General features: G+C 59.4%; 28 protein-coding genes and 4 pseudogenes. 25 read left to right on the plus strand and 7 right to left on the minus strand.

The window, feature by feature from the left end:
• Positions 1-243: 243 nt before the first annotated feature.
• The 10 genes and pseudogenes from ACZ432_RS00785 to ACZ432_RS00830 form a co-directional block, all read left to right on the plus strand.
• Positions 244-363 (plus strand): annotated as a pseudogene (locus ACZ432_RS00785) (hypothetical protein); the annotation flags it as partial.
• Between the two features lie 79 nt (positions 364-442).
• Positions 443-604, plus strand: coding sequence for a hypothetical protein (locus ACZ432_RS00790; RefSeq protein WP_006825403.1), 162 nt, complete (start codon positions 443-445; stop codon positions 602-604).
• A 32-nt stretch (positions 605-636) separates the two neighbouring features.
• Entirely contained in the window at positions 637-1,899 is a 1,263-nt protein-coding gene (locus ACZ432_RS00795) for an RNA-guided endonuclease InsQ/TnpB family protein (protein WP_426963448.1), read from the plus strand.
• 292 nt (positions 1,900-2,191) lie between these two features.
• Positions 2,192-2,356: a hypothetical protein gene (locus ACZ432_RS00800; protein ID WP_426963449.1), complete on the plus strand. Its 165-nt coding sequence runs from the start codon at positions 2,192-2,194 to the stop codon at positions 2,354-2,356.
• Between the two features lie 265 nt (positions 2,357-2,621).
• Positions 2,622-2,996 carry a hypothetical protein gene (locus tag ACZ432_RS00805; protein ID WP_426963450.1) on the plus strand — a complete coding sequence of 125 codons (375 nt, stop codon included), beginning with the start codon at positions 2,622-2,624 and terminating at the stop codon, positions 2,994-2,996.
• Positions 2,997-3,158: 162 nt separating this feature from the next.
• Positions 3,159-3,650, plus strand: a complete 492-nt coding sequence (locus ACZ432_RS00810; protein WP_426963490.1) for a hypothetical protein — start codon at positions 3,159-3,161, stop codon at positions 3,648-3,650.
• A gap of 3 nt (positions 3,651-3,653) precedes the next feature.
• A complete protein-coding gene (locus tag ACZ432_RS00815; protein WP_179908205.1) occupies positions 3,654-4,019 on the plus strand; it encodes a DUF7568 family protein in 366 nt (121 codons plus the stop codon).
• 73 nt (positions 4,020-4,092) lie between these two features.
• Positions 4,093-4,488 carry a DUF7567 family protein gene (locus ACZ432_RS00820; RefSeq protein WP_179908204.1) on the plus strand — a complete coding sequence of 132 codons (396 nt, stop codon included), beginning with the start codon at positions 4,093-4,095 and terminating at the stop codon, positions 4,486-4,488.
• A gap of 135 nt (positions 4,489-4,623) precedes the next feature.
• Positions 4,624-5,844 (plus strand): homing endonuclease associated repeat-containing protein, encoded by a 1,221-nt coding sequence (locus ACZ432_RS00825; RefSeq protein WP_179908203.1) that lies wholly within the window; start codon positions 4,624-4,626, stop codon positions 5,842-5,844.
• A 61-nt stretch (positions 5,845-5,905) separates the two neighbouring features.
• Positions 5,906-6,478, plus strand: a complete 573-nt coding sequence (locus ACZ432_RS00830) for a hypothetical protein (RefSeq protein WP_136361157.1) — start codon at positions 5,906-5,908, stop codon at positions 6,476-6,478.
• A 13-nt stretch (positions 6,479-6,491) separates the two neighbouring features.
• Here the strand turns inward: ACZ432_RS00830 and ACZ432_RS00835 are convergent, their stop codons facing one another.
• The gene (locus ACZ432_RS00835; protein WP_426963451.1) at positions 6,492-7,856 is read right to left on the minus strand and encodes a restriction endonuclease; all 1,365 of its coding nucleotides are present in this window, start codon (positions 7,854-7,856) and stop codon (positions 6,492-6,494) included.
• A 170-nt stretch (positions 7,857-8,026) separates the two neighbouring features.
• Here ACZ432_RS00835 and ACZ432_RS00840 point away from each other — a divergent pair, with 170 nt between their 5' ends.
• From ACZ432_RS00840 to ACZ432_RS00865, 6 genes and pseudogenes are all read left to right on the plus strand, one after another.
• Entirely contained in the window at positions 8,027-9,337 is a 1,311-nt protein-coding gene (locus tag ACZ432_RS00840; protein WP_426963452.1) for an RNA-guided endonuclease InsQ/TnpB family protein, read from the plus strand.
• A gap of 139 nt (positions 9,338-9,476) precedes the next feature.
• Positions 9,477-9,656, plus strand: a pseudogene (locus ACZ432_RS00845) (DUF6166 domain-containing protein); the annotation flags it as partial.
• Positions 9,657-9,705: 49 nt separating this feature from the next.
• Positions 9,706-9,984: a ribbon-helix-helix domain-containing protein gene (locus tag ACZ432_RS00850; protein ID WP_426963453.1), complete on the plus strand. Its 279-nt coding sequence runs from the start codon at positions 9,706-9,708 to the stop codon at positions 9,982-9,984.
• Positions 9,977-10,240: a type II toxin-antitoxin system RelE family toxin gene (locus ACZ432_RS00855; protein ID WP_426963454.1), complete on the plus strand. Its 264-nt coding sequence runs from the start codon at positions 9,977-9,979 to the stop codon at positions 10,238-10,240. The genes ACZ432_RS00850 and ACZ432_RS00855 overlap by 8 nt, the downstream gene beginning before the upstream one ends.
• A 257-nt stretch (positions 10,241-10,497) precedes the next feature.
• Positions 10,498-11,322, plus strand: coding sequence for a homing endonuclease associated repeat-containing protein (locus tag ACZ432_RS00860; RefSeq protein WP_426963455.1), 825 nt, complete (start codon positions 10,498-10,500; stop codon positions 11,320-11,322).
• Between the two features lie 325 nt (positions 11,323-11,647).
• On the plus strand, positions 11,648-12,805 hold the full coding sequence (locus tag ACZ432_RS00865) for a hypothetical protein (protein ID WP_426963456.1): 1,158 nt from the start codon (positions 11,648-11,650) through the stop codon (positions 12,803-12,805).
• Positions 12,806-12,844: 39 nt separating this feature from the next.
• On the opposite strand, the gene ACZ432_RS00870 is transcribed toward ACZ432_RS00865, so the two are convergent.
• Positions 12,845-13,399 carry a peroxiredoxin gene (locus tag ACZ432_RS00870; protein WP_426963457.1) on the minus strand — a complete coding sequence of 185 codons (555 nt, stop codon included), beginning with the start codon at positions 13,397-13,399 and terminating at the stop codon, positions 12,845-12,847.
• A 101-nt stretch (positions 13,400-13,500) separates the two neighbouring features.
• On the minus strand, positions 13,501-13,845 hold the full coding sequence (locus ACZ432_RS00875) for a winged helix-turn-helix transcriptional regulator (RefSeq protein ID WP_426963458.1): 345 nt from the start codon (positions 13,843-13,845) through the stop codon (positions 13,501-13,503).
• Positions 13,846-13,923: 78 nt separating this feature from the next.
• Here ACZ432_RS00875 and merA point away from each other — a divergent pair, with 78 nt between their 5' ends.
• Complete coding sequence (gene merA, locus ACZ432_RS00880; protein ID WP_426963459.1) at positions 13,924-15,378, plus strand: mercury(II) reductase; 1,455 nt, start codon at positions 13,924-13,926, stop codon at positions 15,376-15,378.
• A 2-nt stretch (positions 15,379-15,380) separates the two neighbouring features.
• On the opposite strand, the gene ACZ432_RS00885 is transcribed toward merA, so the two are convergent.
• Positions 15,381-15,935 carry an ArsR/SmtB family transcription factor gene (locus ACZ432_RS00885; RefSeq protein ID WP_426963460.1) on the minus strand — a complete coding sequence of 185 codons (555 nt, stop codon included), beginning with the start codon at positions 15,933-15,935 and terminating at the stop codon, positions 15,381-15,383.
• A 131-nt stretch (positions 15,936-16,066) separates the two neighbouring features.
• On the opposite strand from ACZ432_RS00885, the gene ACZ432_RS00890 reads away from it, so the two are divergent.
• A complete protein-coding gene (locus ACZ432_RS00890; RefSeq protein ID WP_426963461.1) occupies positions 16,067-18,343 on the plus strand; it encodes a heavy metal translocating P-type ATPase in 2,277 nt (758 codons plus the stop codon).
• Here the strand turns inward: ACZ432_RS00890 and ACZ432_RS00895 are convergent.
• A complete protein-coding gene (locus ACZ432_RS00895) occupies positions 18,340-18,546 on the minus strand; it encodes a heavy-metal-associated domain-containing protein (RefSeq protein ID WP_426963462.1) in 207 nt (68 codons plus the stop codon). The two genes, ACZ432_RS00890 and ACZ432_RS00895, sit on opposite strands and share 4 nt — an antisense overlap.
• Positions 18,547-18,686: 140 nt before the next feature.
• Between ACZ432_RS00895 and ACZ432_RS00900 the strand changes: the two genes are divergently transcribed.
• The 7 genes and pseudogenes from ACZ432_RS00900 to ACZ432_RS00930 form a co-directional block, all read left to right on the plus strand.
• Positions 18,687-18,902, plus strand: coding sequence for a hypothetical protein (locus ACZ432_RS00900; protein ID WP_426963463.1), 216 nt, complete (start codon positions 18,687-18,689; stop codon positions 18,900-18,902).
• A 185-nt stretch (positions 18,903-19,087) separates the two neighbouring features.
• Positions 19,088-20,305, plus strand: coding sequence for a homing endonuclease associated repeat-containing protein (locus ACZ432_RS00905; RefSeq protein ID WP_426963464.1), 1,218 nt, complete (start codon positions 19,088-19,090; stop codon positions 20,303-20,305).
• Between the two features lie 141 nt (positions 20,306-20,446).
• Entirely contained in the window at positions 20,447-20,794 is a 348-nt protein-coding gene (locus ACZ432_RS00910; RefSeq protein ID WP_426963465.1) for a DUF8013 domain-containing protein, read from the plus strand.
• An 87-nt stretch (positions 20,795-20,881) separates the two neighbouring features.
• Positions 20,882-21,829 carry an ArdC-like ssDNA-binding domain-containing protein gene (locus ACZ432_RS00915; RefSeq protein WP_426963466.1) on the plus strand — a complete coding sequence of 316 codons (948 nt, stop codon included), beginning with the start codon at positions 20,882-20,884 and terminating at the stop codon, positions 21,827-21,829.
• Positions 21,830-21,919: 90 nt separating this feature from the next.
• Positions 21,920-22,339 (plus strand): annotated as a pseudogene (locus ACZ432_RS00920) (hypothetical protein); the annotation flags it as partial.
• Positions 22,340-22,510: 171 nt separating this feature from the next.
• Positions 22,511-23,851 carry an RNA-guided endonuclease InsQ/TnpB family protein gene (locus tag ACZ432_RS00925; RefSeq protein WP_426963467.1) on the plus strand — a complete coding sequence of 447 codons (1,341 nt, stop codon included), beginning with the start codon at positions 22,511-22,513 and terminating at the stop codon, positions 23,849-23,851.
• 38 nt (positions 23,852-23,889) lie between these two features.
• Positions 23,890-24,309 (plus strand): annotated as a pseudogene (locus ACZ432_RS00930) (hypothetical protein); the annotation flags it as partial.
• A 54-nt stretch (positions 24,310-24,363) separates the two neighbouring features.
• Here ACZ432_RS00930 and ACZ432_RS00935 read toward each other — a convergent pair.
• Positions 24,364-25,122: an MBL fold metallo-hydrolase gene (locus ACZ432_RS00935; RefSeq protein ID WP_426963469.1), complete on the minus strand. Its 759-nt coding sequence runs from the start codon at positions 25,120-25,122 to the stop codon at positions 24,364-24,366.
• Positions 25,123-25,197: 75 nt separating this feature from the next.
• Positions 25,198-25,965, minus strand: a complete 768-nt coding sequence (locus ACZ432_RS00940) for a helix-turn-helix domain-containing protein (protein WP_426963471.1) — start codon at positions 25,963-25,965, stop codon at positions 25,198-25,200.
• Positions 25,966-26,027: the final 62 nt, after the last annotated feature.

Consider the following 26,027-nt stretch of genomic DNA (forward strand, 5'->3'; position numbering starts at 1 on the left):
CCCTCTGAAACGGCACATCGTGTTTTGTGCGTGAATACATCTCAAGAGTGTTTCCAGTTCAATCAACGGTAAAATGACCATCGTAGCTTTCACACCCGATACCGTAGCGATCACCGTCGAGTGGGCGAACAATATCCTGTGATCGAGTGAGGCCAGAGTTGTTTATTCCGCGCCGGCGATGGGTGCCGGCGCAGCTGGAGCGAGCAACGATTCCCGGTGCGTCGGCGTTTCGAGGTGTTCGAGATGCATATGGTGATTTACGCACTGGTAGAGGCATCGACGCACGACGACGCGCTGGCCACCGGAAAGTCGGTGTTCGACCGCTTGGTCGGCGCGGACCCACACGCCGGCGCCGTCTTCGAACGAAGTCACCGTAACTCTCAGAGCCAGACGGCGTCGCCAACATTCAAATACGAAACCGGGGATACCCGGGAGCGCATCGATGGGCGATAACGATCTCAAAGCCGTCGAGGACGACCGTGAGGGACTTCAGAGTCTGTTGGTCGAACAAGCACAGGCAGGCGTTCCAGAGCAAGTCCTCGTCGGGCTTCTCCGAGAACAGGCCGCCGAGATCGAACGGTTCGGCTACATTCCGCGCCGATGAGAGCGACCCGACCAGCAGGAAATAAGCAAGCGATGAAACGGATCAATACTTTCGAGGTGCGTCCCCGCTCGGAGTCGGATGAGGCCCTCCTACAAGACGTCATGGACGCGACGGCGAGCTTCTGGAACGAGCTGACCTATGCCCGCCGCCAGCGGTTCTTCGATGACGAGAACATCTGGGAGGCTAATGAGTTTCGCGGACAGTACAAAGGCCAACTCGGCGCTGCCGGCGTCCAGACGGTGACACGAAAGAACAACGCCGCCTGGAAGTCGTTTTTCGCGCTATTGGAAAGCGGTGAAGACGCGTCCCCACCGGGCTACTGGGGGAATCAAGAGGACGGGCGAGATCTCCGGCTGTTCGTTCGGAACGATTCGTACGAGATCGAGTGGGGCGACTACTCCCGGGTCGAAATTCCGGTCGGCCAGGATCTCAAAGAGAAGTATGGATTGGGGTACTACGAACGGCTCCGGCTGGAGGTGCGTGGCGATCCGAAGTGGTCCGGCGAACAGGGGCGACTGGAAATTCAATACGACGAGGTTGAAGGCACCTATCGAGCATATCAACCAGTCTCAGTCGACGACTCGGAACTGGATTCACCACTGGCTTCGGAAGAAGCCGCCCTCGATTTAGGTGCCAACAATCTCGTTGCCTGTACGACCACGACAGGGGAACAGTACCTCTACGACGGTGAGGAGCTGTTCGAGCAGTTCCGATCGACGACCGAAGAGATCGCGCGCCTGTCGTCCAAGCTGCCGCCAGAGCGGGACACGAGCCAGCGAATCCGCCGGCTCTACCGCAAACGCTCCCGCCGGCGGACCCATGCCCAGAAGGCCCTCATCCGTGACCTCGTTGAACGATTGCACGACGAGGGGATCGCAACGGTGCACATCGGCGACCTCACCGGCGTCATCGAAATCCAACCATCCCCTGAAATCAACGAGAAGCTGGAGAACTTTTGGGCGTTCAAGCAGTTCGTCGATCAGCTGCGGTCCGTCTGTGAGGAGTATGGGATCGAGGTAGTGGAGAAGAGTGAGGCATGGACGAGCCAGACGTGTCCGGAGTGCGGGGAGCAAGCCGAGACAGTTCGGCATCGAGAGACCCTGACCTGCCCCTGCGGGTTCGAGGGACACGCCGATCTCACAGCCGCAAAGACGTTCCTCCGGCGGAACACCGAGCAGCAAGTCAGGCCGATGGCGCGGCCCGTGCGGTTCCAGTGGGACAATCACGAGTGGCGTTCGACCACAGACGCCCCTGAGCTCGGGACAAATCCCAACGAACAGCGCACAAACCCGTAAGTCACTCCCGTGGAACTCTGCTTCCAGCGTGGGGGATCCTCGATTCGAGGTGGACGTCAATACGTTACGTTTGACGAAGAGGAGAGAAGTGACCCAATTCAGGAATATCGGCTCTATTGGACTGAGCGGTTACGGAGATTTATTTTCGAGTGTCAGATACTGAGATAGCTACTCAGTGTACTTGCGTACTGAACGATTCAGGGATGATGATTCCAGCCAAGAATGGCTGAACCGTCCGAATACTATACGAATAGAACAAAACCGATTACTAACTCCAGTAATAGACATCACTATGACCGATCAGGAACTAAATCTTGCTGCTGTGTTAGTGGGTATACAATTGACGCTTGTCGCAATCTATCTGGCGGTCGTCGGTAGCCCGGGAGGTGTCCTATCTGGGGTCAGCATCATCTTAGCGGTCATAGGGACGATTGTTTCCGCAGCGAACCTGTACTGACAGACGCTTCGTCTGTATTGCTCAATTCAGGGGATAGAATTGGCAGTATTACCTATACTTTGGTTTGTAAAACCCCGTAGGCTCATCACGATAGTCATCCGTTATTTATACTTCAAGAGCAAGGGCTTTAGATATGGTTTCAGCTGACCGACGGGCGTTCGTTCAAAACCTCTCAATCACAGCAATATGCTTACTTGGAGGTTGTCTTGGACGTACTCGTCAGTCAGGACCGGACCGCCCTATTGAATCACAATCAGTCCGGACAATGGACCCAGTCCGAACTAATGGGGATACGGTTCGTGTTTCCCAATCAGAAGCCACGGCGCAGGACCCCGTAGACATACTCAAGTCTGCTGTTTCAAATAAATCGGATTGTATCGTTGGCGAAATACCGGCTAAGCCATATAACTCGGGATTGCTGATAACGACAAAGACGACCGTCAGGTCACTGGACAACACGAATGTTGCCTTTCCCTCACCGGCATATGAACACCTGAAAGAGATTGCTCCCAGCTCCATAGTCGTAACTTCGGCAGGTGAGGGCAATACTACCCCGGACGAGAATCCGGTGTACATCAAGGCTGTGTTAGAAGAAGGTGACAGCGAGGAGGTTATACCAAGCATGACGGACACCTGTTGAGTCCGCACTCTGTACTGAACGAATCCACCCCAGCGGTACGGAATGTGACACCTATTGCCTGAGGTACCCTGAATCATCGTCCTCTCTGGAATCTGTCTATTCGCGCCAGCGAGAGAATGGCGCGCGTCGGTGACCGTACCGACGAGCGTTAGAGTGATTCAGATGCATATGGTCATCTACGCGCTCGTAGAGGCATCGACAGAAAACGAAGCACTGGCTGCGGGGAAAACGGTGTTCAATCGGTTAGTCGGCTCTGAGCCGCATTCCTGCGCAGTATTCGACTATTTTGTGACCTTCGACGAGGAGGACACGTCCGTTGCGGGGAAGGCGCGATGGGGAGAGTTGCCGACCGCAGCCCCTGTCGACTCTGACGACGGCGAAGACCTGCTCGAGCGTGGCTGGGAGGCAACGAAGGAAGAGTTCGAGCGCAATCTCGACCGGGTGAAAGAGGCCATCGACGAGCTCTCCGACGAGGAGATCATGCGCGACGAGGACCTCGCCCGGCACGCCTTCCACAAGGTCGGTGCGTACGACGGCCCGACGATCTTCCTGTACACCGAACACGGAACCGGCATTCGTCACCGTGGACAGCTGGATCGACTCCTCGAGGAGAGTGAGGAGCTCTGGATCGTACCCGCTGACGTCCACTTCTGAATAATGCCCAGGATCACCAACTGGCGACGCGAGAGCCGCTCGCCGACGCTTGTGTATCGGAACACCGAGACCGGTGCGCGAGCCGTCCTGCATCGAGCCCCGGATTCCTACCGGTACAAGTGGCGCGGAGCAATCCTCGTCGACGGCTACCCGGTGTGGTCGCGGGGGTACGAGACGAAGGACGCGACGTCGTTCCGTGACGAACTCCGGGAGCGGCCGGCACCGGACCTCAGCTGCCCGGAGTGTCCGAACAACGACGTTCGCGTCGGCGAGAAGGCAGCAGACGGGGCGAAAATCCAGCGATGGTACGACTGCCCCGACTGTGGGTACGAAGCCCCCTCACGCATCGTCTACGGTGCCGAACGGTGAGTGAGTGAGCGGTGGGCGCTGTTTTTCGGCCGGGCACGAGGTGTTGGCCCGGTACGACCGGGTGAGTCAACCAATGAGTCTCGAAGTACTTGACCGACACAGCGAGGCACTGTTCGAGTTCCTCTGGTGTCCCGTCTGCGGGCAGGAGGTCTTCACTCACATCCCGTTCGAGGGCGTGTTCTGCAAGAACTGCAACACCCAGGTCGAACTCCAGGAATCCCGAGAGACGCGCGGCTACGAGGAGGCCGTGCTCGCCTGCTTCGATTCAACCACGACCTGGAACCTCCACGTCGACGAAAAACTGCGCCGCGACCTGCCTGATGGGTCGGCGCGCGTGAAGATCTTCGGCGCACCGGGCGCCTACGAGGTCGACTGGTGGAGTCCGGAGCCAGGTGAGGATTGGGAACCTGTCGAGCGCGGCGAATTCGACGACGTCGAGGAACCAAACGAGGTGGCGCATCTCGCATAGCGAAGTTCGAATATCGCCAACTCGTGATGTTGTTTCTGCGCCGGTGAGGGGTGCCGGCGAGCCAGTTCGGGTCCTGAATTTCATATACCAAGATGGGTGAACCCGTCCGCGATTGGCGACGCCGCCAGTGAGAACATGAGTCCGAGTCGTATTCCTGCTGAGAAACTCATTGAGGAACTACAATCCATAGCGGATCAACTCGGTCGGCCGCCCTCACTCCGTGAAATAGACGAATTGAGCTCCTATTCGAGATCAACATATCAAGACCGGTTCGGGAGCTGGAACGACGCAGTAGAGGAAGCAGGGCTGGAACCGAGGCACAGTAGCACAGCGAATATCGAAGACCGAGAGTTACTGGAGGAACTTGACCGACTAGCCGAAAACCTGGATCGGACACCGCGCCAGCGAGATATGGAACAGCACGGGAAGTACAGCGTAACGACGTATCAGAATCGATTCGGCAGCTGGAACGACGCTCTGCGGAAAGCGGATCATCAGCCTACAAAGCAGTGGAAAGTAGACCGTGACGACCTCCTTGCCGAGTTACGGCGTCTCGGAAGCCGACTTGGTTCGTCGCCGACCGCTGCCGAAATGGATGAGGAAGGGACGTTCAGTAGCTGGGTGTACCTATCGGAGTTCGGTAGCTGGAACGAGGCGCTGGAGGCCGCGGGATATGGCCCAAACCAGCCGGATGCGCTGTCCCGATCCGAACTTCAGACGGAACTCGAACGCCTGATTGATGAATTGGATCGAACCCCTCGCAAGCGGGATATGATCGAGCATGGGGAATACAGCCCCGAACCCTACAGGCGGAGATTTGGGTCGTGGAATGCTGCGCTTCAATCGGTTGGAGCCTCGCTAAACCAACCGAATCCCGTCACCGAGGAGGAAGCCTGTAAGGAGCTACGGACCCTCTACAAGCGATTGGGGCGCCCACCAACGACAACAGACGTTCGGAAACATGGGTCCTGTACGCCTGTTCCAATCCTTCGAATCTTCTCATCGTGGGAAGCAGCACTCCGAGCGACTGATCAACAAGTACTGGAGGAGTACCTCCTGCGAAAGACCCTCCGCCCCACGCAACGGTTCGGCGAGAATTGGCACAGCAAGCGCGAAGAGGTCATCCACCGGGACAATGAACAGTGCGTTTGGTGTGGGATGGCTCGCGAACGGCATCAGGACGAATACGGGATGGATCTCCACGTCCATCATCGAATCCCGCGGTCAGAGTTCGCCGAAGCTTCCGATCAAGAACTCGAAGACGCCGACGTACAGCAGAATTTACTGACGGTCTGCGCGGGTTGTCACAGACAACTCGAACAGCTCCCGATTCAACCACTTCCACCGCCCGAGTGAACGGAGCGAGTTGTTTTTGCGCCGGTGAGGGGTGCCGGCGCACACGTGCCGGCGATGATCGATGTCGACACGGAGTCAACTCAGATTCGTCGAACGAGTGGACCAGGACGGCAAACCAACCGATAACGACCGCGTCGCGCAAGTGTACCGACATTCGGACGGCTACCCGGAGAGTGTGCTTCGCGATCTTGCGCAGTTGAAGGAACTTCTCGACTCGACCCGCGCCGAGCGAGGACCGGGGTACACGGCAGCGTCGTTCATGTTCCTCGACAAGCTCTCGACAATCGACCTGTATCTGGATGGTGATCCAGAACGAACAATCGACGCAGCGCAGCCAGCGGATCTCCTCGAGCCGGACAATATGGAGCACCTCGACCAGCCGATGTTCCTGCTCGGACACGGTGTCGAGAATCCGGCCGACGGGATTCACGGCGACGAAGAGTACCTCTACGTCGTCGAACTTCCGACCCGAAACCCGTTCGACGACCCCTCCGAGTGGACCGTCAAGGTGAGCGGTCACTCCGCCTTCCCGCGCTGGGATGGTCCGACCGAGGAAGCCTTCGAGCGGGCCAGCTGGCAGTTCCACGGCCCGCTTGAGCACGCGCTCGAAGAGATCGTCGCCGAGCCGGCGTGAACGCTCAGCCCGCTCAGATGATGCCGCCGATGACGAGTAGTCCGACGACGACCAGCAGCGTCGCGACAACGCTTCCCCCGGCCAGCCACTTGTTCTCCATCGCCTTCTCGTGAAGCGGCATCGCGGCGTACTCCTCGCGGAACGCTTCGAGATTCTCCTCGTCGTAGAAGTACTTCGTCTTCAGCGCGAACCGTTCCGTCACCGCACACCCCGTACAGACCGGCTCGCCTTCCAGCCGCTCCGTTTTGGTGTGGCTGGAGCAGGCGATGGCCCCGCAGTTCGGACAGTAGGTGTACGTCTCGGTTACGCCACTCGTGTCACAGTGGACGCACTGATGGATGCCGTCCTCGGCGGTCACTCTCGACGGGCCTGCCGCGTAGTACTCGTAGGGGTAGGTGTACTCCTGGACGTCGGTGGTGTGCCGAACCTCGGGGAGGTACACCGGCTCAATCGACTGGACGGAGATGTCCGAGCGGTTCGGCTCGCAGGTCTTGTTGTACGTGACGTTGTTGTCGCCGGTGTAGGTGACCGTCGTCGTGTGGTGCTGCTGGAGGCGCTCGACGGCCCAGTCCTTGTACTCCGTTTGGGTCTGCCCGAACCGTCGCTCCTCGACGTCGTCGAACACCGCTGCGAAATGCTCGGCGTCGAGATCGACCGTTGCGTGGAGGTTCTCGGTGACCAGCGTCGCGACATCCTCGTCGACGACCTGCGGCTGCCCGCGTTCAGCGTGTGCGACGAATCGGGTCCGGTCGTTGATCCGGTGGATGACGCCTACCGACGTCTCGAAGACGGCGTTCGTGTCCGCGGTGACCGCGACCACCGGGCGGAACGTCACCGATGAGTGTGGTTCTGGGAGATCGGCGGCTTCGATGTTCTCTATGTCGCGGAACGCCTCCGTGACGGCCGCGTTGACGTCGGCGGCCGGGTCGTACGGGCGGAGTGTCTCGTCGCAGAGTATCTCGATGCGCCCGTTGTAGAGGTCGAGGCCAATCTCGTCGGCGATCTCCCGGAGGTCCTCGCCGTCGAGCAGCTCGATTGGATGGGGGTCGTCGTTCTGCTGGAGGCGGTCGGCGTACTCCTGAGCAGGGTTCGTGAACCGGCCGGTCGTGACGACCATTCCGCGTTTGGGGCCGTCGAAGTCGAACGTCGCGATCGCCGAGTGGAGCTTCTGGACGACCGGCCGTCCGACCGTCCCCGTGTGCTTGCACTCGACGATGATCACACGCCGCGTGCCGTCGACGACCTCCTCCATGATGACGTCGCGACCCTCGTCAGCCGTTCGGTCGGCCTGGCGGACGTTCTCGTAGCCGAGGTTGCGGAACACGTCCTCCATCACGTCCTCGAACTCGAACCCCGAGAGATCGTCCAGTACAGCCATCCTCAATTATGTGGATAGTGTGAGGGGAATAACCATCTCTTTTGCGATGGGATAAACCGACATAGCGAACGAGGATTCACCGCCGATAATAAGCCCAAAGAGCCCACTGTTGACAAACATTAATATTTACAATTCAGACGAGTATAACCTGTTATAGAGACGTTCCACGGATGTTGGAAATCCACCGCACCCACCGAGCGCGAATCCGCAACCACTCACAGGTGGCAGAGCCACTCGACCGGCACGGGTGGAGTGCCAGCAAACTCTGGAACGTCGCCAACTACTACTCCCGCCAACAATGGGAAGACACCGGGGAGATCCCTGGTCACGAGGAACTCAAAAGCGAGCTGAAGGATCACGACAAGTACCGGGGGCTGCACAGTCAGTCCAGTCAGCGGGTTCTGGAGGAACTCGCTGAAGCCTTCAACTCGTGGTACTCCTCAGACGATGACCGGGACAACCCGCCCGGATACCGCAAACGCAACTACTACGACGACCAAGGCCGCTGCGTCCACGAAAAACACCCGCGCAGCACGGTTACGTGGAAGCAGAAGGGCATCCGACACGACCCGAAACACAATCGCGTCCGCCTCAGCAAAGGCGCGAATCACAAAGACCACCCACGGGACCGCGATTACATCCTCGTCGAATACGAGACGCGACCCGGCATCTCGGTCGAGAACCTGCAACAGGTTCGTGCCGTCTACGACAACGCGAAGGAACGCTGGGAACTCCACCTCGTCTGCAAAGACGATATTGAGACGCCAGACGCACCCGGAGAGGAGACCGCTGGCATCGACCTCGGTATCTCGAATTTCGCCGCTGTCGCCTACAGTATGGAAGAGGCCGACCTATACCCGGGTAATCAGTTGAAACAGGATGGCTACTACTTCCCGAAGGAGATTGCCAAGTGTGACGACAGTGGTGGCGAGCGGGCGACACGGCTGCACCGGAAGTGGTCTGAGCGCCGCCGGCATTTCTTCCACGCCCTCGCCAAGCACATCGTCCAGCGGTGTGTGGAGAAGGGCGTTGGCCGAGTCAACGTCGGAGATTTGAGTAGCGTGCGTGAGGATGAGAACGGTCAGGCGAAGAACTGGGGACAGCACGGCAACTTTGACCTGCACGGGTGGGCGTTCGACCGCTTCACCTCGATTCTCGAATATAAGGCGAAGGCCGAGGGGATCGAGGTCGTGGAAGTGGACGAGGGTGGGACATCGAAGACGTGTTCTGTGTGCGGGAAAGAAGACGATGGGCAGCGTGTTGAGCGCGGCTTGTACGTCTGTGAGGAGTGTGACGCAGCGTTCAACGCAGACGTAAATGGGGCGGAGAACATCCGTCTCGACATCAACGACAGCGCAAGTAACTCCGAGTCCACCTCTGGGGATAGGAGTACCGGCTGGTTGGCCCAGCCCGGAGTCTACCTGTACGACCTCTCCTGCGGATTCGAACCGCAGGCCGAGGTGGTGGACTCTAAACCTTAATATCCCAACGCTCGGGAATCCCATCTCTTCAGGGGTGGGAGGAGGTCAAGTGGACAGTACGTTGCCGAACGCTACGCCGTCCTGTTTGTGGAACCCCTCAGAGGGGTGCGGGGGTCACCGAACCGCCCGCGAGCAACGAATGAACGGGAATGTACCTGTAGCAAGTTCGGAATCGGTTCCAGTCGCATCGGCCGCTCAGTCTCACCAAGCCACAGTCGAATACGTCGGCTTCCGCGTCGACGGCCAAGCCGTCGTGCTGAACCTCTCGGAGCATCGGCGACTCTCCCTCGAGCGCAGTCTGGACCTCGTCAACCACAGTTCGCGTATCCAACCGAAGCTACTTACGTGATACAAGCGTATCACAGCATATGAGCACTGACAGCGACGCCGGGGGCGACGGTGAAATGGAGAAAATCAACGTCCGAGTGCCACAGTCGCTGCTGGCACAGGTCGACGACGTCTGGGAGGAACGTGGCTACGCGAACAAATCCGAGTTCATCCGCGACGCGCTCCGGGACGCTGTCAACCCGCCAACGCAGCTGTCTGAGGAAGCGCTGGAACATCTGTCCGAGAGCCGCAAGCAGCGGGAGCAGGGTGAGACGGTGTCGCAGGACGACGTGAAGGATCGGCTGGGCATCGATGACTGAGGTTGAGTGGACACCGAAAGCACTTGATTTGCTGGAGGCACTCGAATCGGAAGCCCAAGAGCGGTTGGTGAAGAAACTCGACGAGGCGAAAGACTGGACCTCTCATCGTCTCGAAAAGCTCACCGGGTATCCATACTACAAGCTTCGTGCTGGCGACTACCGTGCGATCATCACGTGGGATCGGGACGAGGATGTCCTAATTGTCGAAGCGGTCGGGCATCGCCGGAATATCTACGACCGTCACCTCCCACCGTAATCCGCTCTGCCTACGGACCCGCTCGGGTCGGTGACGGACCCGGTCTGATATTCAAGTACGATTCCGGTTGGTAGTGTTTATTGCCCCCGAGAGGGGTGCGGGGGAAATCACTCCCCGTCACCGAGCCATGACCGATGCAGAGTACCCTTGGCGAGACGAATCGCTCCGTTGTGGCCCCTACTGGAAGCAGGAGTTTGGGATGGGGTCGAGAGTTTATAACCCATTACGGAGGAACCGCGGAGGGAGGTGACCGAGCTTTGACCGACCATATCTGTGACTACTGTGGCGAGTCGTTTGCGACCTCCCATGAGTTGGGTGGCCACGTGACTGCTGTCCATCGTCGCGACCAGATCGTAACGGACGCGGACATAATTCTCGACGACATTCAGCGTGTCGCATACAAATTAGGAAAACCGCCGACGGCAAAGGAGATGAGCGAGCACGGAGAATACTCCCAGCGCGTCTGCCAGAACAAATTCGGGAGTTGGAACGAGGCGCTTCGTGAAGCTGGCTACGCTCCGAATCGGAAATTCCGACTTACCGATCAGGATCTGTTGGATGAGATTGACCGCCTTGCGGAGCAGCTCGGTCGCCCGCCATCGAGCGGGGAGATGGATCGGATTGGAGAGTATCACAGATGGACGTATGACCACCGATTTGGGGGGTGGAAAGAGGCACTCAACGAAGCTGGCTTCTCACAACCACAGTCCTATCAAGAACGTTCAGAGATTCCGTACGGGCCAAATTGGCCGGAGCAACGGCGGCAAGCATTGGAACGTGATGACTTCCAGTGCCAGACGCCGTGGTGTGAGATGACTCAAGCGGATCATCAAGAGCAGGTTGGGAAGGACATCTCTGTCCACCACTTGGTTCCGCGGAAGTTCTTTGTCGGCCCCGACGGGCAGTTTGACCACGAACAGGCGAATCGAGTCTCAAATCTCGTGACGGTCTGTTCGAAGCATCATCTCATCTGGGAAGCCGTCGCCCCGCAGCGATTGGATACAATTGTCGACGCCACACAACCACCAGAGCGAGGTGGGCCGGGCGGTGTTGTTCTCGCCCTACGAGGAGATGAGGGGTAACCCCCTCGTGATTCAAATGCGAAAGACGGACGAGTCTATCCCGACGCCCAATACAGACGGTCTCACGAACAGAGAACGGCTCCGGTGGCACCTCACTAGTGCCCTCGCAAGCGCCGAGTCGGCGGAAACGAAAACCCACCTCCGAGGAGCCCTTGCTACGTATCGGAATCTTCCGCCGTCACCACTCGTCGAGTGTCCGCTCTGTGGGAAAGTCGGGCTTCCAGAGCGAATCCAAACTCACGAGTGTCGACAGTCGTAGCGTCGTTTTTTGCGCCTCGATGGGTGGAGGCGCAGATCAGAACGCTTCGCGCCTTCGGAGGATGCTATGAAAGACCCAGAGGAAGCTACGGTCTTCGCAGGCCTCGATGGGCGAACCGAGACTGAACTACCCGAATGGTACGCCGAGCAACACGGCGGTCCCGAACCAATCAGCTTCAGTGAGGCGGTTCGAAACCTACCGCAGGCAGTGGATACAGCAGTCGCGTATCGCAACCCGTACAGCGACGAATGGGTCGAAACGGAGCGATTCAACGCAATTGTCGAGCCGTCGCGGTTACAAGCAGAGGCAGATGGTGACGCTGAGGAAGAGTCGTTATTCCATATCCCGACTGACTCATACTCGATCATCAACCCGGTCGACGTCTACGGACCACTGGAGGAGGTCCTCCGCGAGGAGACCATCGACGGGACGCCGCTGGGCGAGGTGATGTTCGGCGAGATTCGGCGCTACCGGGGCGGCGGCGAAGTCCACATGGACATCATGTTCGATGGCCTCGAGGTGCGCCTTCCCGGTCGATCGGACCCGATTACGATGGGCGTCACGTCGGGCTACGACTTCTTCGGCGAGCACGCCGTCTACGTGGAGGGGTTCGCCCAGGATGGCTACTGCTCGAACACGATGCGCTCGCTCACCGACAAGGAGGTTATCAAGCACGTCGGCGACGTGCGGAACTTCCGCACCTGGTGGGAGGAACTCCTCGCACAGGTCGAACTCGTCGCCGACGACCTCTTCGAGTTCATCCGAGACGCCCAGGATATCGATCTCGATTTCTCGGAGCTCCCGTTCACCGTCACGGAGTTCTACACCCTGCTGGGCTTCCCGGACTACCTGGCCGAGCGTGCCGCCGGCGATGCAGAAGCCAATGCGGCGACCCCCTTCGAGATCGATATGTGGACGCTGCATTCCGGCGCGACGTACGCCCTCACTCACTTCTTCCAGGGGAAAGAAGGGGCATCCCTCGATCAGTACGTTCGGATCGCCAACGACATCCTGTTCAACCCGGAAGGCACGATCGAGCGTGTTGAGGTGGCGTACGAGCAGCAGTTAGATACGGACGGTGACGACGGGTCGCAGGCCTCACTGGAGGGTGAACGAGCGCTGGCGAGCATCGAGCGCGTCAGCGACGACCTGCAGGAGAAAGTCGAGCAGTTCGAAGAACGCGAGGACGCGCTGCGCGAGCGATTCCAAGAGGCGATGAGCTGATTGTCAGAGCGGCGTTCACTGAGAGGATTCAAAATCAAATTAAATGAGAGGCTCCGGTTCCTCGTTATATTCGACTACTAAATCGACATCCTCAGGACCGAGTTCATCACGTTCCGCTTCCAGCGTATCAAGCGCGTCTTTAACAGGAAAGAAATCCGGCTTCTCGAGTGCATCTTCCGTCGCCCAGGCGTATCGAATCGTTTGCTCGGAATCGATAAGGAACACGGCACGCTGCGGGACGCGCTCGTGGTTCTCCCATTCGTCATAACAGACATCATACAATTCGGCAACCCGCCCGGAGCTGTCACTTAGTAACGGGAAATTGAGGCCGTATTCCTCGGCGAATGCTCGGTGGGCGTAGACGCTGTCGCCAGAAATTGCCCAGACATCGAGAGCCGGCGTCAGCTGAAACCACTCTGCATCGCGAATCGCACACAGTTCGTTTGTACAAACAGGACTGAAATCAAACGGGAAGAATACCAGCAACGCAGCCCGATCATCCGCAGTTGTCTCATCCAAGCTGTACTCGGTTTGGTCTCCGTCACGGAGGCCCGGAAGAGTAAATGACGGTGCAGACGCTCCCTCGTTTATCATGCGCCAAAGTAGCACACGAAGAAAAGATAGTCTTGGGGTCAACACTCCGATCTGAATTGTTGACCTTCAGATGCGGGATGAAATCCACTAGAACCCGTACGTCAGGAGTTCGCCGTCGCCCACTCGAGAAGGGGTTCTAATCTCGAACGAATCTCATCCCCCTCGTCAGTTAGCGCGTACTCGACGCGTGGCGGAATTTCGTTGTACTGCGTCCGTGAGACGAACCCTGCCTCCTCGAACTCGTCGAGGCGTTTCGAGATCGTGGACGTGCTCGCCGTCGGGAGATGCGCCTCAATCTCCGCGAACCGCAGTGAGTCGTGTGCGCCGATGATGCTGACGAGCTGCATCGCGTATTTCCGGCTCAACGTGTCGATAACTCCTGTGAGCGGACAGTAGCACGTCCCGTCGACATCGCACGCGGGCGCCGATGAAGTAGTATCTGCCATAGCTTCGTGGCCACCGACCTACTCTATAGCTTCGGACTCTGGAGTATAAGAACTTCCCGTCGTAAAGTAATCGCATAAATGACCCACACGTCCGACTATGATCTCGTGATTCTCGGTGGTGGTGCCGCAGCCTTCGCCGCGATCAATGAAGCGAGCCGGCGGGACCTCTCGACGGCGATGGTGAACACAGGCTTGCCAATCGGCGGGACCTGCGTGAACGTCGGCTGTGTCCCGAGCAAGCATCTGCTCGCCGTCGCTGAGAGCGGTGCCACAGCGACGGAGAATCCCTTCGACGCCGTTCGATACCCCGAGGAACCGACTGTCGACTGGGCCGACGCACTCGATGGCACCGACCAACTCGTCGAACGGTTCCGGCAGGAGAACTACATCGATGTCGCCGAGCACTTCGAGACCGACATCTACGGGGGGTACGGCCAGCTGGTGGACGACACGACTATCAATGTCGTCGACGGCGCCGACGAGGGCGCGCGCATTACTGGGAAGAAGGCGCTCGTCGCGACTGGAAGTTCACCGTGGGCACCGCCCATTGTCGGTCTAGACGACGTCGACTACTACACCAGCGAGACCATCCTCGAAGAGCGCGACCTCCCCGAAAGTATCGTGATGCTCGGTGGCGGGTACATCGCGCTCGAATGGGGCCAGATTCTCCACCGCGTGGGTGTCGACGTGACCCTCCTTCAGCGCTCCGAGCGCGTGCTGTCGGGGATGGAAGGGCAACTTGGTCGCGAGATGCAGCGCGCGTTCGAGGAGGAAGGAATTAACGTAATCACCGGCAACAGCTTCCAACGCATCCGTACGCCAGCAAGCGACGGCGGTACCGAAACGATCCAGTCAGGAGTGGTCATCGAAACAACCGTCGACGGCACCGAACGGACAGTCACCGGCGACGCCCTGTTCGTCGCGACCGGCGTTCAGCCGAACAGCGAGGGCATTGGCCTCGATACGGCAGGTGTCAAAACGAATTCCGACAGAACCATTCGCGTCGACGAGCACTTCCAAACGACGAACCCCGACATCTACGCTGCGGGCGACGTGATCGGCGAACCCGAACTGGAGACGGTCGCCGCCAAGGAGGGCAACCACGCCGTCAAGAACGCCTTCGGCGACGAGGACCTCAGCATCGACTACGATGCGGTCCCCGCAGTCGTCTTCACCAGTCCCGAGGCCGCAGCCGTTGGCACGACCGAACTCGAATACATGGACGAGCACGGCACCTGTTCGTGTCGGACCGTCCAGATGGAGGACGTCCCGCGGGGGAAGGCGGTCAAGAACACTGATGGACTCGTCCAGGTCGTCAAGCACCACGAGACCAACGAGATCGTCGGCGTCCACATGGTCGGCCCCCGTGCCGCCGACATGATCATGGAAGCTACACTGGCAGTGACGTTTGGATTGACCGTCGACGACATTATCGATACCGTCCACCCGTTCCCGACGTTCAGCGAAGCGTTCAAACAGGCTTGTCAGTCGTTCCGACGGGACACGTCGACGATGAGCTGCTGTATCGAGTGAGGTCAGTCGTCGGTCGAGAACACATCCTCGAGCGTGCCGCTCTCGCCCAGTTCGATGAGGGCACGGTTCAAAAGTTCGCGAACGATGAACTCCTCGTAGTGCTGGGTATCGCAGTATTCACAGGGTTTCATCTCGCGGGCGACCGCCTCGATCTCAGTACCGTGGTCCGCGTACAACGCCTCGATGAGGGATGTCAGCTCCTCGGACGCGGTGGACTGCGCGCCTGCGAGGGTTTCATCGGCACCCTCCGGGAGCTCGTACGAGAAGACTCGCGTGTTCGACTTGTAGTACTTCCGCGTCCCCCCACCAGCTTCCTCGAGACGGGCGATCTCAACCATCCCCGCGTCCTTCAGGACGTTCACGTGGTGGCGGACCGTTGTTTCCGCCTTCTCCTCGCCGCGACGATGCAGTTCGTCGTGAATCTCCTCGATCGTCATTTCATCGGTCGCCAGCATATCGAGGATCTTCGCCCGGACATCGTTCTCCAGCGCCTTCGCTTTTTCTGGGTCTGTCGTCACGACTTCGCGGATCGGCACATCAGATTCGAGGAGCGCCATTCTTGTGAGGAGGTAGGCGAACAACGACAGTAAGAGTAACGCCACTCTCCCGACATCGGTATTATGGCTCCGATACCGCTATAATCATTGTCGTAATGGTTTTCCGCGTCGCGCGATAACCACCACTCACGATGGGAACGACACACGAACAATTCAACGTCGGGGGAATGTCCTGCTCGTTCTGTGCCGAGAGCATCGAGAAGGCCTACGCCCGGACCGACGGCGTCGAGGACGTCGACGTGAGTCTTGCCCACGAGGAGGTACTCGTCCAGTACGACGACAACCTCTTGAGCGAAGTCGAAGTGAAGGACACACTCCGGGACCTCGGATATACCATCCGCGACCCGGATAAAGCGAAGCGTTACGAACAACAGCAGGCCGAACTCGCCGACGGGAAGCGTCGCCTCCTCCTCGCAGGCGGCGCATCTATCGTTGTCGCTGCCCTGATGGGATGGATGATTCTCGTAATGGGACGCTTCGAGTCGGCATCGCTCGCGATGGATCTGGTGACTCTGGGGCTGGCGCTTGGGACGATGTTCGGCCCCGGACGGTATATCAAACAGAAGGCGTTCCAGAGCCTGCGCCGGGGGATCTTCAACCAGCACGTCCTCCTGGAAGCGGGCGCGTTCGCAGGGCTCCTTGGTGGACTGCTTGGCCTGTTCGTGTTCCCTGGCTTCCCGACCGTCCACTTCTTCGCCGTCTCCGTGTTCATCACCACCTATCACATCCTTTCGGAGTACACCAGCCTCATCGTCCGCACGCGGGCTTCCCAAGCTGTCCAAGGCCTTCTCGACCTCCAGCCCGACACGGCACGCCGCGTCAGTGATGACGGTGATGTCGAAGAGGTCCCTGTCGACGATCTCGACGTCGATGATCGCGTCCGGGTCAAGCCCGGCGAGAACATCCCCGTCGACGGGGAGGTCGTCGAGGGTAAATCCACAGTCGACGAGTCGGTTGCCACCGGTGAGTCCATCCCCGAGGAGAAGGCCGAAGGCGACGAGGTGATCGGCGGCAGCGTCAACGAGACCGGGACGCTGCTCATCGAGGTAACTGCAACCGGCGAGGACGCGTTCCTGAACCAAGTGGCCCGCGAGATTGAGGAGGCGCGGGCGATGAAACCCGGCATCATCCAGCTCGCCGACCGCGTCCTCAAGTACTTTGTCCCAGGCGTCTTGACGATTGCCGCGCTCTCGTTCCTCTTCTGGGTGGTCGCACCGCTCGCGTGGGGAGCAGACCCCAACGTCCAGCGCGGCGCGTTCGCAGCGCTGGCTGTCCTCGTGCTCGGCTATCCGTGTGCGCTCGGGATGGCGACACCGCTCGCCCTAATTCGGGGTGGCGGGAAGGCGGCGAACCACGGCATCCTGATGCGCTCCGGTGACGCCTTCCAGATATTCCCCGACGTCGACCACATCGTGTTGGACAAGACCGGCACCATCACCGTCGGCGAACCCGCCGTCAGTGAGGTCGTCGCGTTCGGTGCCGACGAGGTGGATGTACTCACGACTGCGGCCAGTGCAGAGGCGTTCTCCGAGCATCCTCTCGCTGATGCGATCCTCGAGTTCGCCGACGAGCAAGATGTCGAGTACGCTGACCCCGATGATTTCGACTCCGTGACCGGCAAGGGCGTCCGGGCAACCGTGGCCAGCGACGACGTGCTGATCGGGAAACCGGGATGGCTTAGCGACGAGGGGATCGACCTGTCGAAGGAGGGCGACGACATTGAGCGACTTCAGGGCCGCGGCCTCACCGTTGCCGGAGTTGTTCGTGATGGTGACCTCATCGGCCTGATCGGCATCGGCGACGAAATCAAAGCAGACGCCGCCGAGACCAGCCGGCGGATTCGCGACGCCGGCATCACGCCCGTGATGATCACCGGGGACAACGAGCGCACCGCCAACGTGGTCGCCGACGAGGTCGGCATCGACCGCGTTATGGCAGACGTCTTACCCGACGAGAAACGCGAAGAGATCGGTCGCCTACAGGAAGCCGGCCACCGCGTAGCCATGGTCGGCGACGGCATCAACGACGCTCCCGCACTCACGCAGGCCGATATCGGGATCGCCATCGGCGCCGGGACCGACATCGCCATCGAATCGGCGGACATCGTCCTGATGGGCGACCGGCTTGGTGGCGTGATGGACGCCTACGAGATCGGGAACGAGAGCTACCGGAAGACCCGTCAGAACCTCGCGACGGCCTTCGCGTTCAACGGGCTCGGTGTCGCCGCCGCGACCACGGGGCTCGTTCACCCAGTGTTCGCGATGCTCGCGATGGTGCTGTCCGTCTCGGCCGTCCTCGCCAACAGCTTCGCTGGTCAACTCCTCTCCGGCGAGGGTGTCAACACCGAGTTCGCCCTCGACGACCGCACCGACGGCGAGCGTGGAGACGGCCGATTGACAGCCGATTAAGCCTTTATGTCGTAGCCAGCCTGTTCGATTGCCGCGTTCACGTCGTCGTCTGAGACTCCATCCTCGAGGACGACGTCGACCGTGTTAGCGTCGTGGTCGGCCTCGACCCGATTCACACCATCGAGGTTTCGCAGGGCGGTCTCCACGTTCTGTTCGCACCCGTTGCAGGACATCCCGGTGACGGAGATCGTCTTTCGCTCCATACGGGCCTGTAAACACTCGCGGGGAATGACCATTACGGTAACCGTTGTATCAGTTTCACCCCTTTTAGAGGGGAGGGGAGGGGGCGTTATCGTCCGGAGAGTTGTTTGTGTCGGCCCCAAAGGGGTGGAGGCTCTTCGAGATGGGGACCACTGACGACAAAGAGAGTAACGAATTCCCTCCAGAGAAGCGTCTGGAAGCGCCGAACACACGCCTGATCAAGGCAGGGATCGCGACGATTCCCGATATGGAGACCCTACAAGAGTGTGTTGCCTACGAGAACACCCACCAGAATCGAACTCAGATCCTGCGCCGGCTCAAGTGGAAGGCCGAAGAGCTGCGTGAGGGCGAAGAGTAAGCTCTGTTCTTAACCAACATACTCCACGTAAGTTTCCCTATTGTTGGTTAACTGCCTGAGTCTCGGTTTTTCGGGCCCCTGAATGGGTACGGGGCAGCCAGTATCGATGACGGATCACAGACACCAGAACGGACATTCAAATACCGAGCCAGAACCAAACTGAGTGACTCAGTCCCCCAGAAATCATGGGCAAGAAGCTGTACTCAGACGATGAACTGGTCAATCGGCTCCAGAAGTTCGCTGAGGAACTCGGTCGTCCTCCGTCGCAGAGTGAGATGGACGATTCAGGACCTCATGCTTCGAAGACGTACGGAGACCGATTCGGGTCGTGGAATAACGCACTCGAGGCTGCCGGACTTCAAACAGGAACGAACGACCCAAACGGACGACCACTGACTCCCGAAGAGGATCTTCTCGCAGATCTCAAATCGGTTGCTGACATTGTAGGGGGAACTCCGTCAGAGCGAGAATACAGTAATCACGGAAAGTATTCGGTGAAGACATACTGTAAGCGATTTGGAGGGTGGAATTCAACACTACAGGCGGCCGGTTTTGAACCGAACGTCGAAATGAACCTCTCCGAGGAGGCACTCATTACTGCCTTACAGGCGTTCGCTGAGAAACTGGGTCGACCGCCCACGGCAGATGAGATGGACCGGAGTGGCCCCTACACCTCGGATTCGTACAAGCGAGCGTTTGGAACCTGGAATCGTGCTCTTCGACACGCTGGGTTGGAAGTCCACTCCGTGTGGAATGTGAGCGAAGAGGATCTGATATCGGAACTCGACAGTCTCGCCGAAGAGCTAGGCCATGTCCCTCGGAAGGATGAGATGCGGAACCAAGGGAAATGGAGTGCAGCAGTCTATCAGGAGCGATTCGGTTCGTGGAATGAAGCTCTCCGAGCTGCCGGCTTCGAGCCAAATGAGCGGTGGCGAATTCCACGAGAGGAGTTATTAGCCGAACTGCGGACTGTTGCGAATGAGCTGGGCCACCCACCGACAACGACGGAGATGAGCGAACAAGGGAAGTTCTCCCTCGTTCCGTATCAGCGTGAGTTCGGAACGTGGCGAACGGCCCTTCAAGCGGCCGACCCGGACTATCTAGAAAACTACCGGCAGTCTGATACTGAGACAGTTCCGTTTGGCTCGGACTGGCCACAGATTCGTGAGGAGATCATAGTCCGTGACAACGAGTCCTGTCTACGCTGCGGTATGGGCCGCGAAGCTCACCGCGAGAGGTTTGGACGTGATCTTCCGGTTCACCATCGGGTTCCTCGACGCCGGTTCTACGACGACCCAGACCAGTCGGTCGACGATGCAGATGTGCCGAGTAACCTGCTGACTCTCTGTATCCCATGCCATCGCCGCCTCGAACGGCTGCCAGTCCAACCAGTAGTTGACTAACAAGCGAAGTCCCACGTTCAGCACAAAGGTATCTGCCGGCGAGCAGAGCGTCTACCTTCCGCCAGCGTGACTTCGCGACCTGTTTTTCGTGCCCCCAGAGAGGGCGAGGGCTCCTTCGAAAGCTCTCAGAGGTGACTTCCAGTGAGTCAACAACAGAGTCCCGACAACGTCTCGGTCGACGATATTCCCGTCGATATCGACAACACGCAATCAGCGGAGGTCGATCCCGCCGACATCCCTGACGAAATCGAATCCATCACCCGTGGGCTCACCGGTGAGCAGCCGCCGACGAATCCGCTGGTCGTGCTGAAAGCGGCCCGGTGGTGGTACATTCACGGCAAGGGCGGCACGGATCCCGCCTTCCAGTGGGCCATCGAGTGGGCGCGTCATCTTGCGACCGACACGCCCAGTGACGTCGAGCGGTTCGACGAGTTCCTCGAGTACCTCGTCACGGTCGGCTTCGCGGACGAACGCCACGAGCTCCGCTGACCGACAGAGCGGTTTTTTAAACGCCCCTGAGGGGTGCGGCGCGGTCTGAGCAGACGCAGTTGCCGTGAACTTGATTCGGTGAACCCAATGGCTACGACCAGTGATTCGTCGGTCTCCTTCGACCAGACCGACACGCGATCCGACGAGATGAACAGTACGATCGAACAGTGGATCGACGACCTCGTCGCCGGCGTCGACGACGCGCAGGCCAGCGCGGAGTTCCAGGAGTGGCTTGACGTCCAGAGTCGATTCCACGACTACTCCTACCGGAACACGCTCCTCATCAAGCGGCAGTGTCCCGAGGCAACCCGCGTGGCTGGCTACCGGACGTGGCAGGAGGAGTTCGACCGCCACGTCAAGGAGGGTGAGTCGGCCATCTGGATCTGGGCGCCGATCATCACCAAGCAGTGCCCGGAATGCGAGAACTCGCCGAGCTACCACGAGGACAGCGACTGTGAGTACGACGAGACGCCGCCCGAGGAGTGGTCCGAGGGCCTGGTGGGGTTCAAGCCCGCGCCGGTGTTCGACGTCTCCCAGACCGAAGGTGAGCCGCTTCCCGACCTGGACACGGAAGCGACTGGGGACGCCGGCGACCTCGTCGAACAGTTGACTGGCGCCGCTGACGACCTCGGCGTGACGGTGCGGATCGTTCCAGCTGAGGAGTGGACCCACGGCGAGGCGAAGGGCATCTGCGAGCAGCTGAGTCTCGTCGACGTTCAGCCGCTCGTCGAGGTGCGTGATCGGGAGAACGAGGCCGACCTCGCGCGAACGCTGATTCACGAGTACGCTCACGCCCTGCTCCACTTCGACGTCGACGACGACACCGAACGGGCGAAACGCGAGGTCGAGGCCGAAGCCGTCGCCTACGTCGTCGGGCGTTACTGTGGGTTGGACACCAGCGGGTCGGCGTTCTACCTCGCTGCGTGGGAGTCGGATAACCCCGAGGCCGTTCGCGAGCGGCTCGGACGGATCAGTTCCACAGCAGAAGATCTCATCGACTTGCTCGAAAGCGAATCTTCGTCCCAATCCAGTTAACCAACAGAGTGATGGATTCCTTCCGCTCTGTTGGTTAAGTTTTTCAGCGCCCGCGGAGGGGCGGAGGCGCGTTCTGACCTCCGTCGAATGATGACTGAACCCTATCTCACGACGGTCCTCGAGGAAGCCGAGCACGTCGCCGAGCAGCACGACCAGGTCGCTCGAACGACAGACAACCAAGCCCACGAGTACCTCCGATACGCCGCCCTCCGAGTGCTCGAAGACGAGGCGGATCACCTCCCAGCAGACTGGACGCCGATCGATGGCGTGACCGTCGGCTACGGGAGAGACGAGGCGATGTTCGACAGCTGGGGCTCTAGCGAAGACAGGTGGGAGACCGTCCCGCCGCAAGAAGCGTGTACACGCTTCCGGGTGTTCTTCCCGGACGACCACCAGACGGTTCCCCGTGACATCGTCGACGTGATGGCCGCGCTCGGTTCCTGGCGCGTCTGGACTGGGTGCGCAGCCGCGTGCGGCTCCTACGACCATCGCGAGCGCCGCGAGGTCCACCTTTCGACAGCGAGAGAGTCCCGCCGTTCGTGGCGGGCGTGAATCGCGTAAGCTCCGATGGGAACCACTGCGTCAATGCTGATCTTGATTCTCCAACGAGATGATTAGGTTCTACTTTCAACGTGGTTGGCTGACGTTCAAGTTCCAAACGAACATATCTGGAAATGGCTGATGAAGCGCACCAACACGTTCGCCGTGCGTCCCCTCTCCGATACGGGAGAGCAGCTGCTACGGAACCTGTTGGACGCTTCCGCCGCTCTCTGGAACGAAGTCAACTATCAACGCCTCATGCGCTACAACGACGAAGACGGCTTTGAGGACGAAGACGTGTGGGACACCGACACCGGCAGTCTCGAAGGCAAGTACAAAGGTGTGCTTGGCGCGTCCACCGCCCAGCAGGTGATACGCAAAAACAGCGAAGCGTGGCGCGGGTTCTTCGATACAAAGAAGGCGTACCACGACAGGTCGAGCACATCCGTTACCGAACATCCGGAACCGCCGGGCTTCCGTGGTAACAAAGACGATGGGCGTGTCCTCAAAGGCGTCATTCGCAACGACGCATACACTGTTGAGTGGGACGAGCGATCCCGCCTTGAGATACTTGTTGGGAGCGAGTTGAAAGACCGATACGATCACACCGGGCGTCTCCGACTCGAAATCGCTGGCGACCCGAATTGGCCCGACTACGAGAAACAAGGACGATTGGACCTGTGGTATGACGAGACTGACAGCATCTTCCGAGCTTCCCAACCCGTGACTGTTACAGATGCACGGGAGACTCCACTGGCCGACGAGAAGGCCGCTCTGGATATTGGTGCGAACAATCTCGTCGCCTGTACCACCACAACCGGCGACCAATACCTGTACGAAGGTCGGGACCAGTTCAACCGCTTCCGTGAGACAACGCGAGAAATCGCCCGGTTACAGTCCAAGCTACAGGACGGCCAATACAGTAGCGAGCGTATCCGACGGCTGTATCGGAAGCGAACCCGCCGCCGCGACCATGCACAGGAAGCGTTGTGTCGTGACCTAATCGAACGGCTGTATGAGGACGGCGTAGACACGGTGTTTATCGGTGGACTGACCGACGTGCTGGACACGCATTGGTCGGTCGAAACCAATGCCAAGACACACAACTTCTGGGCGTTCAAGCAGTTTACTGAGCGGCTAGCATGTACCGCTGAGGAATACGGTATCTCGGTCGAAGTACGGTCGGAAGCGTGGACAAGCCAGAAGTGCCCGCAGTGCGGTTCAACAGACCGAACGAAACGACATCAGGACACACTAACGTGTCCGTGTGGATTCGAGGGGCACGCCGACCTCACAGCGTCAGAGACGTTCTTGAAGCGGCACACAGAGAAGGCAGTCAGGTCGATGGCACGGCCCGTGCGGTTCAAGTGGGACGACCACAACTGGTCGGGGACACCACACCCTCACGAAAGTCCCAAAGAACAGCGCACAAACCCGAGTACCGTCCACCGTGACGGGAATGTTGCCTCCGGCGAGTCCTAGACCGGCTGAGACTCCCACGGAGGAAACCCCGGCATTCACGCCGGGGAGGATGTCATCTGTGGCCGGAAGGCCATCCGGTGGAGAAAGTGCTCCACGAGCGGCTCAGTGGCCCTACGGAAGCCGTCGCGCCGGACGGGGGTCGAACGGGCGACGTTCGCGACCGACTGGTCGTCGACGAGAACGCAGAGTCACAGGACGATCTCGAGCCCCGCACGAAGCGTGCCATCGCCGAAGCGATGGACGTCTCACTCCTCTCGAAAGGTGGCCGCTACGAGGTGCAGTCCGCGTCCGGCAACAGGTACGAAGTCGACGTCATCGACGAATCGTGTACCTGTCCCGACTGGCAGCAGCGCTCACCCGAAGGCGGCTGTAAGCATCTGCGTCACGTCGATCACGAGATCAAACAGGGTCGTGTTCCACGTCCGGATGGTCGGCTCCCAGCTGAGCTAGCGAAGTAACCACCCCGAACCAGTGGTTACAACAGGAGACAGTTGTAGACGGGCGTTCCCGCGTTATAGACTGAACCGCTCGCCGTCCTCGGGAACGTGTACATCCTCTGTCTCTGCCCGCAGTTCCTCGCGCGACAGCAAGCAATGGTTGATCGCTTCCATATGGACGACCACGATCTCGGCGTCAGTGGCTTCGCGGACAGCGTCGACGTCCTCGACGCCCATCGTGATGGATTCACCCTGATCGAACTGCGCTTCACCGCCATTGAGAACGACCAGATTAGGTTCGTACTGGTCAAGTGTCTCTTCGACCGGCTCGTACCAGATCGTGTCCCCGGCGACATACACTGTCTCGTCGGCCTCGAAGACGAAGCCCGAGACCGGGCCCATTCCCTCGGCGAGTTCGCCGTGCCCGTGCTGGCCCGGCGTCCGGTGGATAGTGATGCCCTCGAAGGAGGTCTCGTCGTCGACAGGCCGAACGTCAGTGAAGCCCTCGTCAGTGAAGGCGTCGGCCTCCTCGGGTTGACAGAACAGCGGAACGCCGGCATCGAGTTCCTTTCTGGCCGCCTCGTCCCAGTGATCGGGGTGACGGTGCGTGACTACCACTGCGTCGTAGGTGAGATCAACGTCAGGCAGCGGAACAAGCGGATTCCGGTCCTGATTCGCCGTGGTGAGGAACTCTGGAACTGCCGGGTTGTCTGTCACCGTCGGCATCTCACCCTGCGGCGTGAACATCGGGTCCACGAGGAACGTCGTGTCACCGACGTCCAGGAGGATAGTCGCGTTGCGAATCAGCTGAACACTCGCACCAGTCGTTGCCATACTCGGGCCTACGAGAGACATCGGGGTGGGATTTACTTCGACATATTCCAACCGTCGAGGAGTTCGACGTGCTGTCTACTGGATGAACTCGATGTCCTCGGGATCGAGATCTACGTCGAGGTCGACGTCGAGCGAATCGGAGGCGAACTGTTGTGCCAACCACGCCTCCGCTCGGTTGAGACGGTACTGGAACGTCGACCGTGACACACTGACGTCTTCGGCGATTTCCGCTACCGATTGCTGCCGTGGCTCTTCGTAGTACCCACGTTCGATTGCTGCTTCAAGCGCAGACTTCTGTTCGGGCGTGAGGGTTTGCTGGACGCGACCGTCTTCGAGCAAGCACGGCGGCGTGCCAAGTCGTTCAACAGTAAGCAACAACCCCTCTCGCAGATTCGCTCGGACATCCTCGTGAATCGCTGATACTGTCCCGTCGATAAGCATCCGCCACCGGTATTGGTCGCCACGCCGCTCCGTGCGCATTATCAACCCCTCGCCGATGTGCTTCGCCGCGACCAAGGGAATCGACCGTGAACCATCACCTTCCCGGCGAAGCCAGTGAATCTTCCGTGATTCCGCATTCGACGAGAGGATCGTGTATTCGTATTCAGTCACGGGTGCCCCACACATTCCGGTTGTGCCCGGAGAATCAGCGACGCGTTCCAGTGCGTCGTCGAACTCGTCGAGGACAGCAGCGGGGCCGACGACCTTCTCAATACCCCACACCGCCTCGTTGGTCGCACTGATCTCCATCGACCGGGCATACAGATCCGGATTGTCGATGAAAAGATCCATCACCCCGTCAGCCCCCTTCTCGTATTCAACTGTGAAGACGAATTCCCGCATGATACCGACCGTTCGGGCTTGCTGGATAAAACCTGCTTGACGGCTCTGCTGAAATCCAATGT

The organism is Haloparvum alkalitolerans (assembly GCF_055381565.1).

Bases quoted from the DNA above. Each gene is read 5' to 3' on its own strand.
- ACZ432_RS00790 (WP_006825403.1), top strand. From the start codon at position 443: ATGGGCGATAACGATCTCAAAGCCGTCGAGGACGACCGTGAGGGACTT.
- ACZ432_RS00795 (WP_426963448.1), top strand. From the start codon at position 637: ATGAAACGGATCAATACTTTCGAGGTGCGTCCCCGCTCGGAGTCGGAT.
- ACZ432_RS00800 (WP_426963449.1), top strand. From the start codon at position 2,192: ATGACCGATCAGGAACTAAATCTTGCTGCTGTGTTAGTGGGTATACAA.
- ACZ432_RS00805 (WP_426963450.1), top strand. From the start codon at position 2,622: ATGGACCCAGTCCGAACTAATGGGGATACGGTTCGTGTTTCCCAATCA.
- ACZ432_RS00810 (WP_426963490.1), top strand. From the start codon at position 3,159: ATGCATATGGTCATCTACGCGCTCGTAGAGGCATCGACAGAAAACGAA.
- ACZ432_RS00815 (WP_179908205.1), top strand. From the start codon at position 3,654: ATGCCCAGGATCACCAACTGGCGACGCGAGAGCCGCTCGCCGACGCTT.
- ACZ432_RS00820 (WP_179908204.1), top strand. From the start codon at position 4,093: ATGAGTCTCGAAGTACTTGACCGACACAGCGAGGCACTGTTCGAGTTC.
- ACZ432_RS00825 (WP_179908203.1), top strand. From the start codon at position 4,624: ATGAGTCCGAGTCGTATTCCTGCTGAGAAACTCATTGAGGAACTACAA.
- ACZ432_RS00830 (WP_136361157.1), top strand. From the start codon at position 5,906: ATGTCGACACGGAGTCAACTCAGATTCGTCGAACGAGTGGACCAGGAC.
- ACZ432_RS00835 (WP_426963451.1), bottom strand. From the start codon at position 7,856: ATGGCTGTACTGGACGATCTCTCGGGGTTCGAGTTCGAGGACGTGATG.
- ACZ432_RS00840 (WP_426963452.1), top strand. From the start codon at position 8,027: ATGTTGGAAATCCACCGCACCCACCGAGCGCGAATCCGCAACCACTCA.
- ACZ432_RS00850 (WP_426963453.1), top strand. From the start codon at position 9,706: ATGAGCACTGACAGCGACGCCGGGGGCGACGGTGAAATGGAGAAAATC.
- ACZ432_RS00855 (WP_426963454.1), top strand. From the start codon at position 9,977: ATGACTGAGGTTGAGTGGACACCGAAAGCACTTGATTTGCTGGAGGCA.
- ACZ432_RS00865 (WP_426963456.1), top strand. From the start codon at position 11,648: ATGAAAGACCCAGAGGAAGCTACGGTCTTCGCAGGCCTCGATGGGCGA.
- ACZ432_RS00870 (WP_426963457.1), bottom strand. From the start codon at position 13,399: ATGATAAACGAGGGAGCGTCTGCACCGTCATTTACTCTTCCGGGCCTC.
- ACZ432_RS00875 (WP_426963458.1), bottom strand. From the start codon at position 13,845: ATGGCAGATACTACTTCATCGGCGCCCGCGTGCGATGTCGACGGGACG.
- merA (WP_426963459.1), top strand. From the start codon at position 13,924: ATGACCCACACGTCCGACTATGATCTCGTGATTCTCGGTGGTGGTGCC.
- ACZ432_RS00885 (WP_426963460.1), bottom strand. From the start codon at position 15,935: ATGGCGCTCCTCGAATCTGATGTGCCGATCCGCGAAGTCGTGACGACA.
- ACZ432_RS00890 (WP_426963461.1), top strand. From the start codon at position 16,067: ATGGGAACGACACACGAACAATTCAACGTCGGGGGAATGTCCTGCTCG.
- ACZ432_RS00895 (WP_426963462.1), bottom strand. From the start codon at position 18,546: ATGGAGCGAAAGACGATCTCCGTCACCGGGATGTCCTGCAACGGGTGC.
- ACZ432_RS00900 (WP_426963463.1), top strand. From the start codon at position 18,687: ATGGGGACCACTGACGACAAAGAGAGTAACGAATTCCCTCCAGAGAAG.
- ACZ432_RS00905 (WP_426963464.1), top strand. From the start codon at position 19,088: ATGGGCAAGAAGCTGTACTCAGACGATGAACTGGTCAATCGGCTCCAG.
- ACZ432_RS00915 (WP_426963466.1), top strand. From the start codon at position 20,882: ATGGCTACGACCAGTGATTCGTCGGTCTCCTTCGACCAGACCGACACG.
- ACZ432_RS00925 (WP_426963467.1), top strand. From the start codon at position 22,511: ATGAAGCGCACCAACACGTTCGCCGTGCGTCCCCTCTCCGATACGGGA.
- ACZ432_RS00935 (WP_426963469.1), bottom strand. From the start codon at position 25,122: ATGGCAACGACTGGTGCGAGTGTTCAGCTGATTCGCAACGCGACTATC.
- ACZ432_RS00940 (WP_426963471.1), bottom strand. From the start codon at position 25,965: ATGCGGGAATTCGTCTTCACAGTTGAATACGAGAAGGGGGCTGACGGG.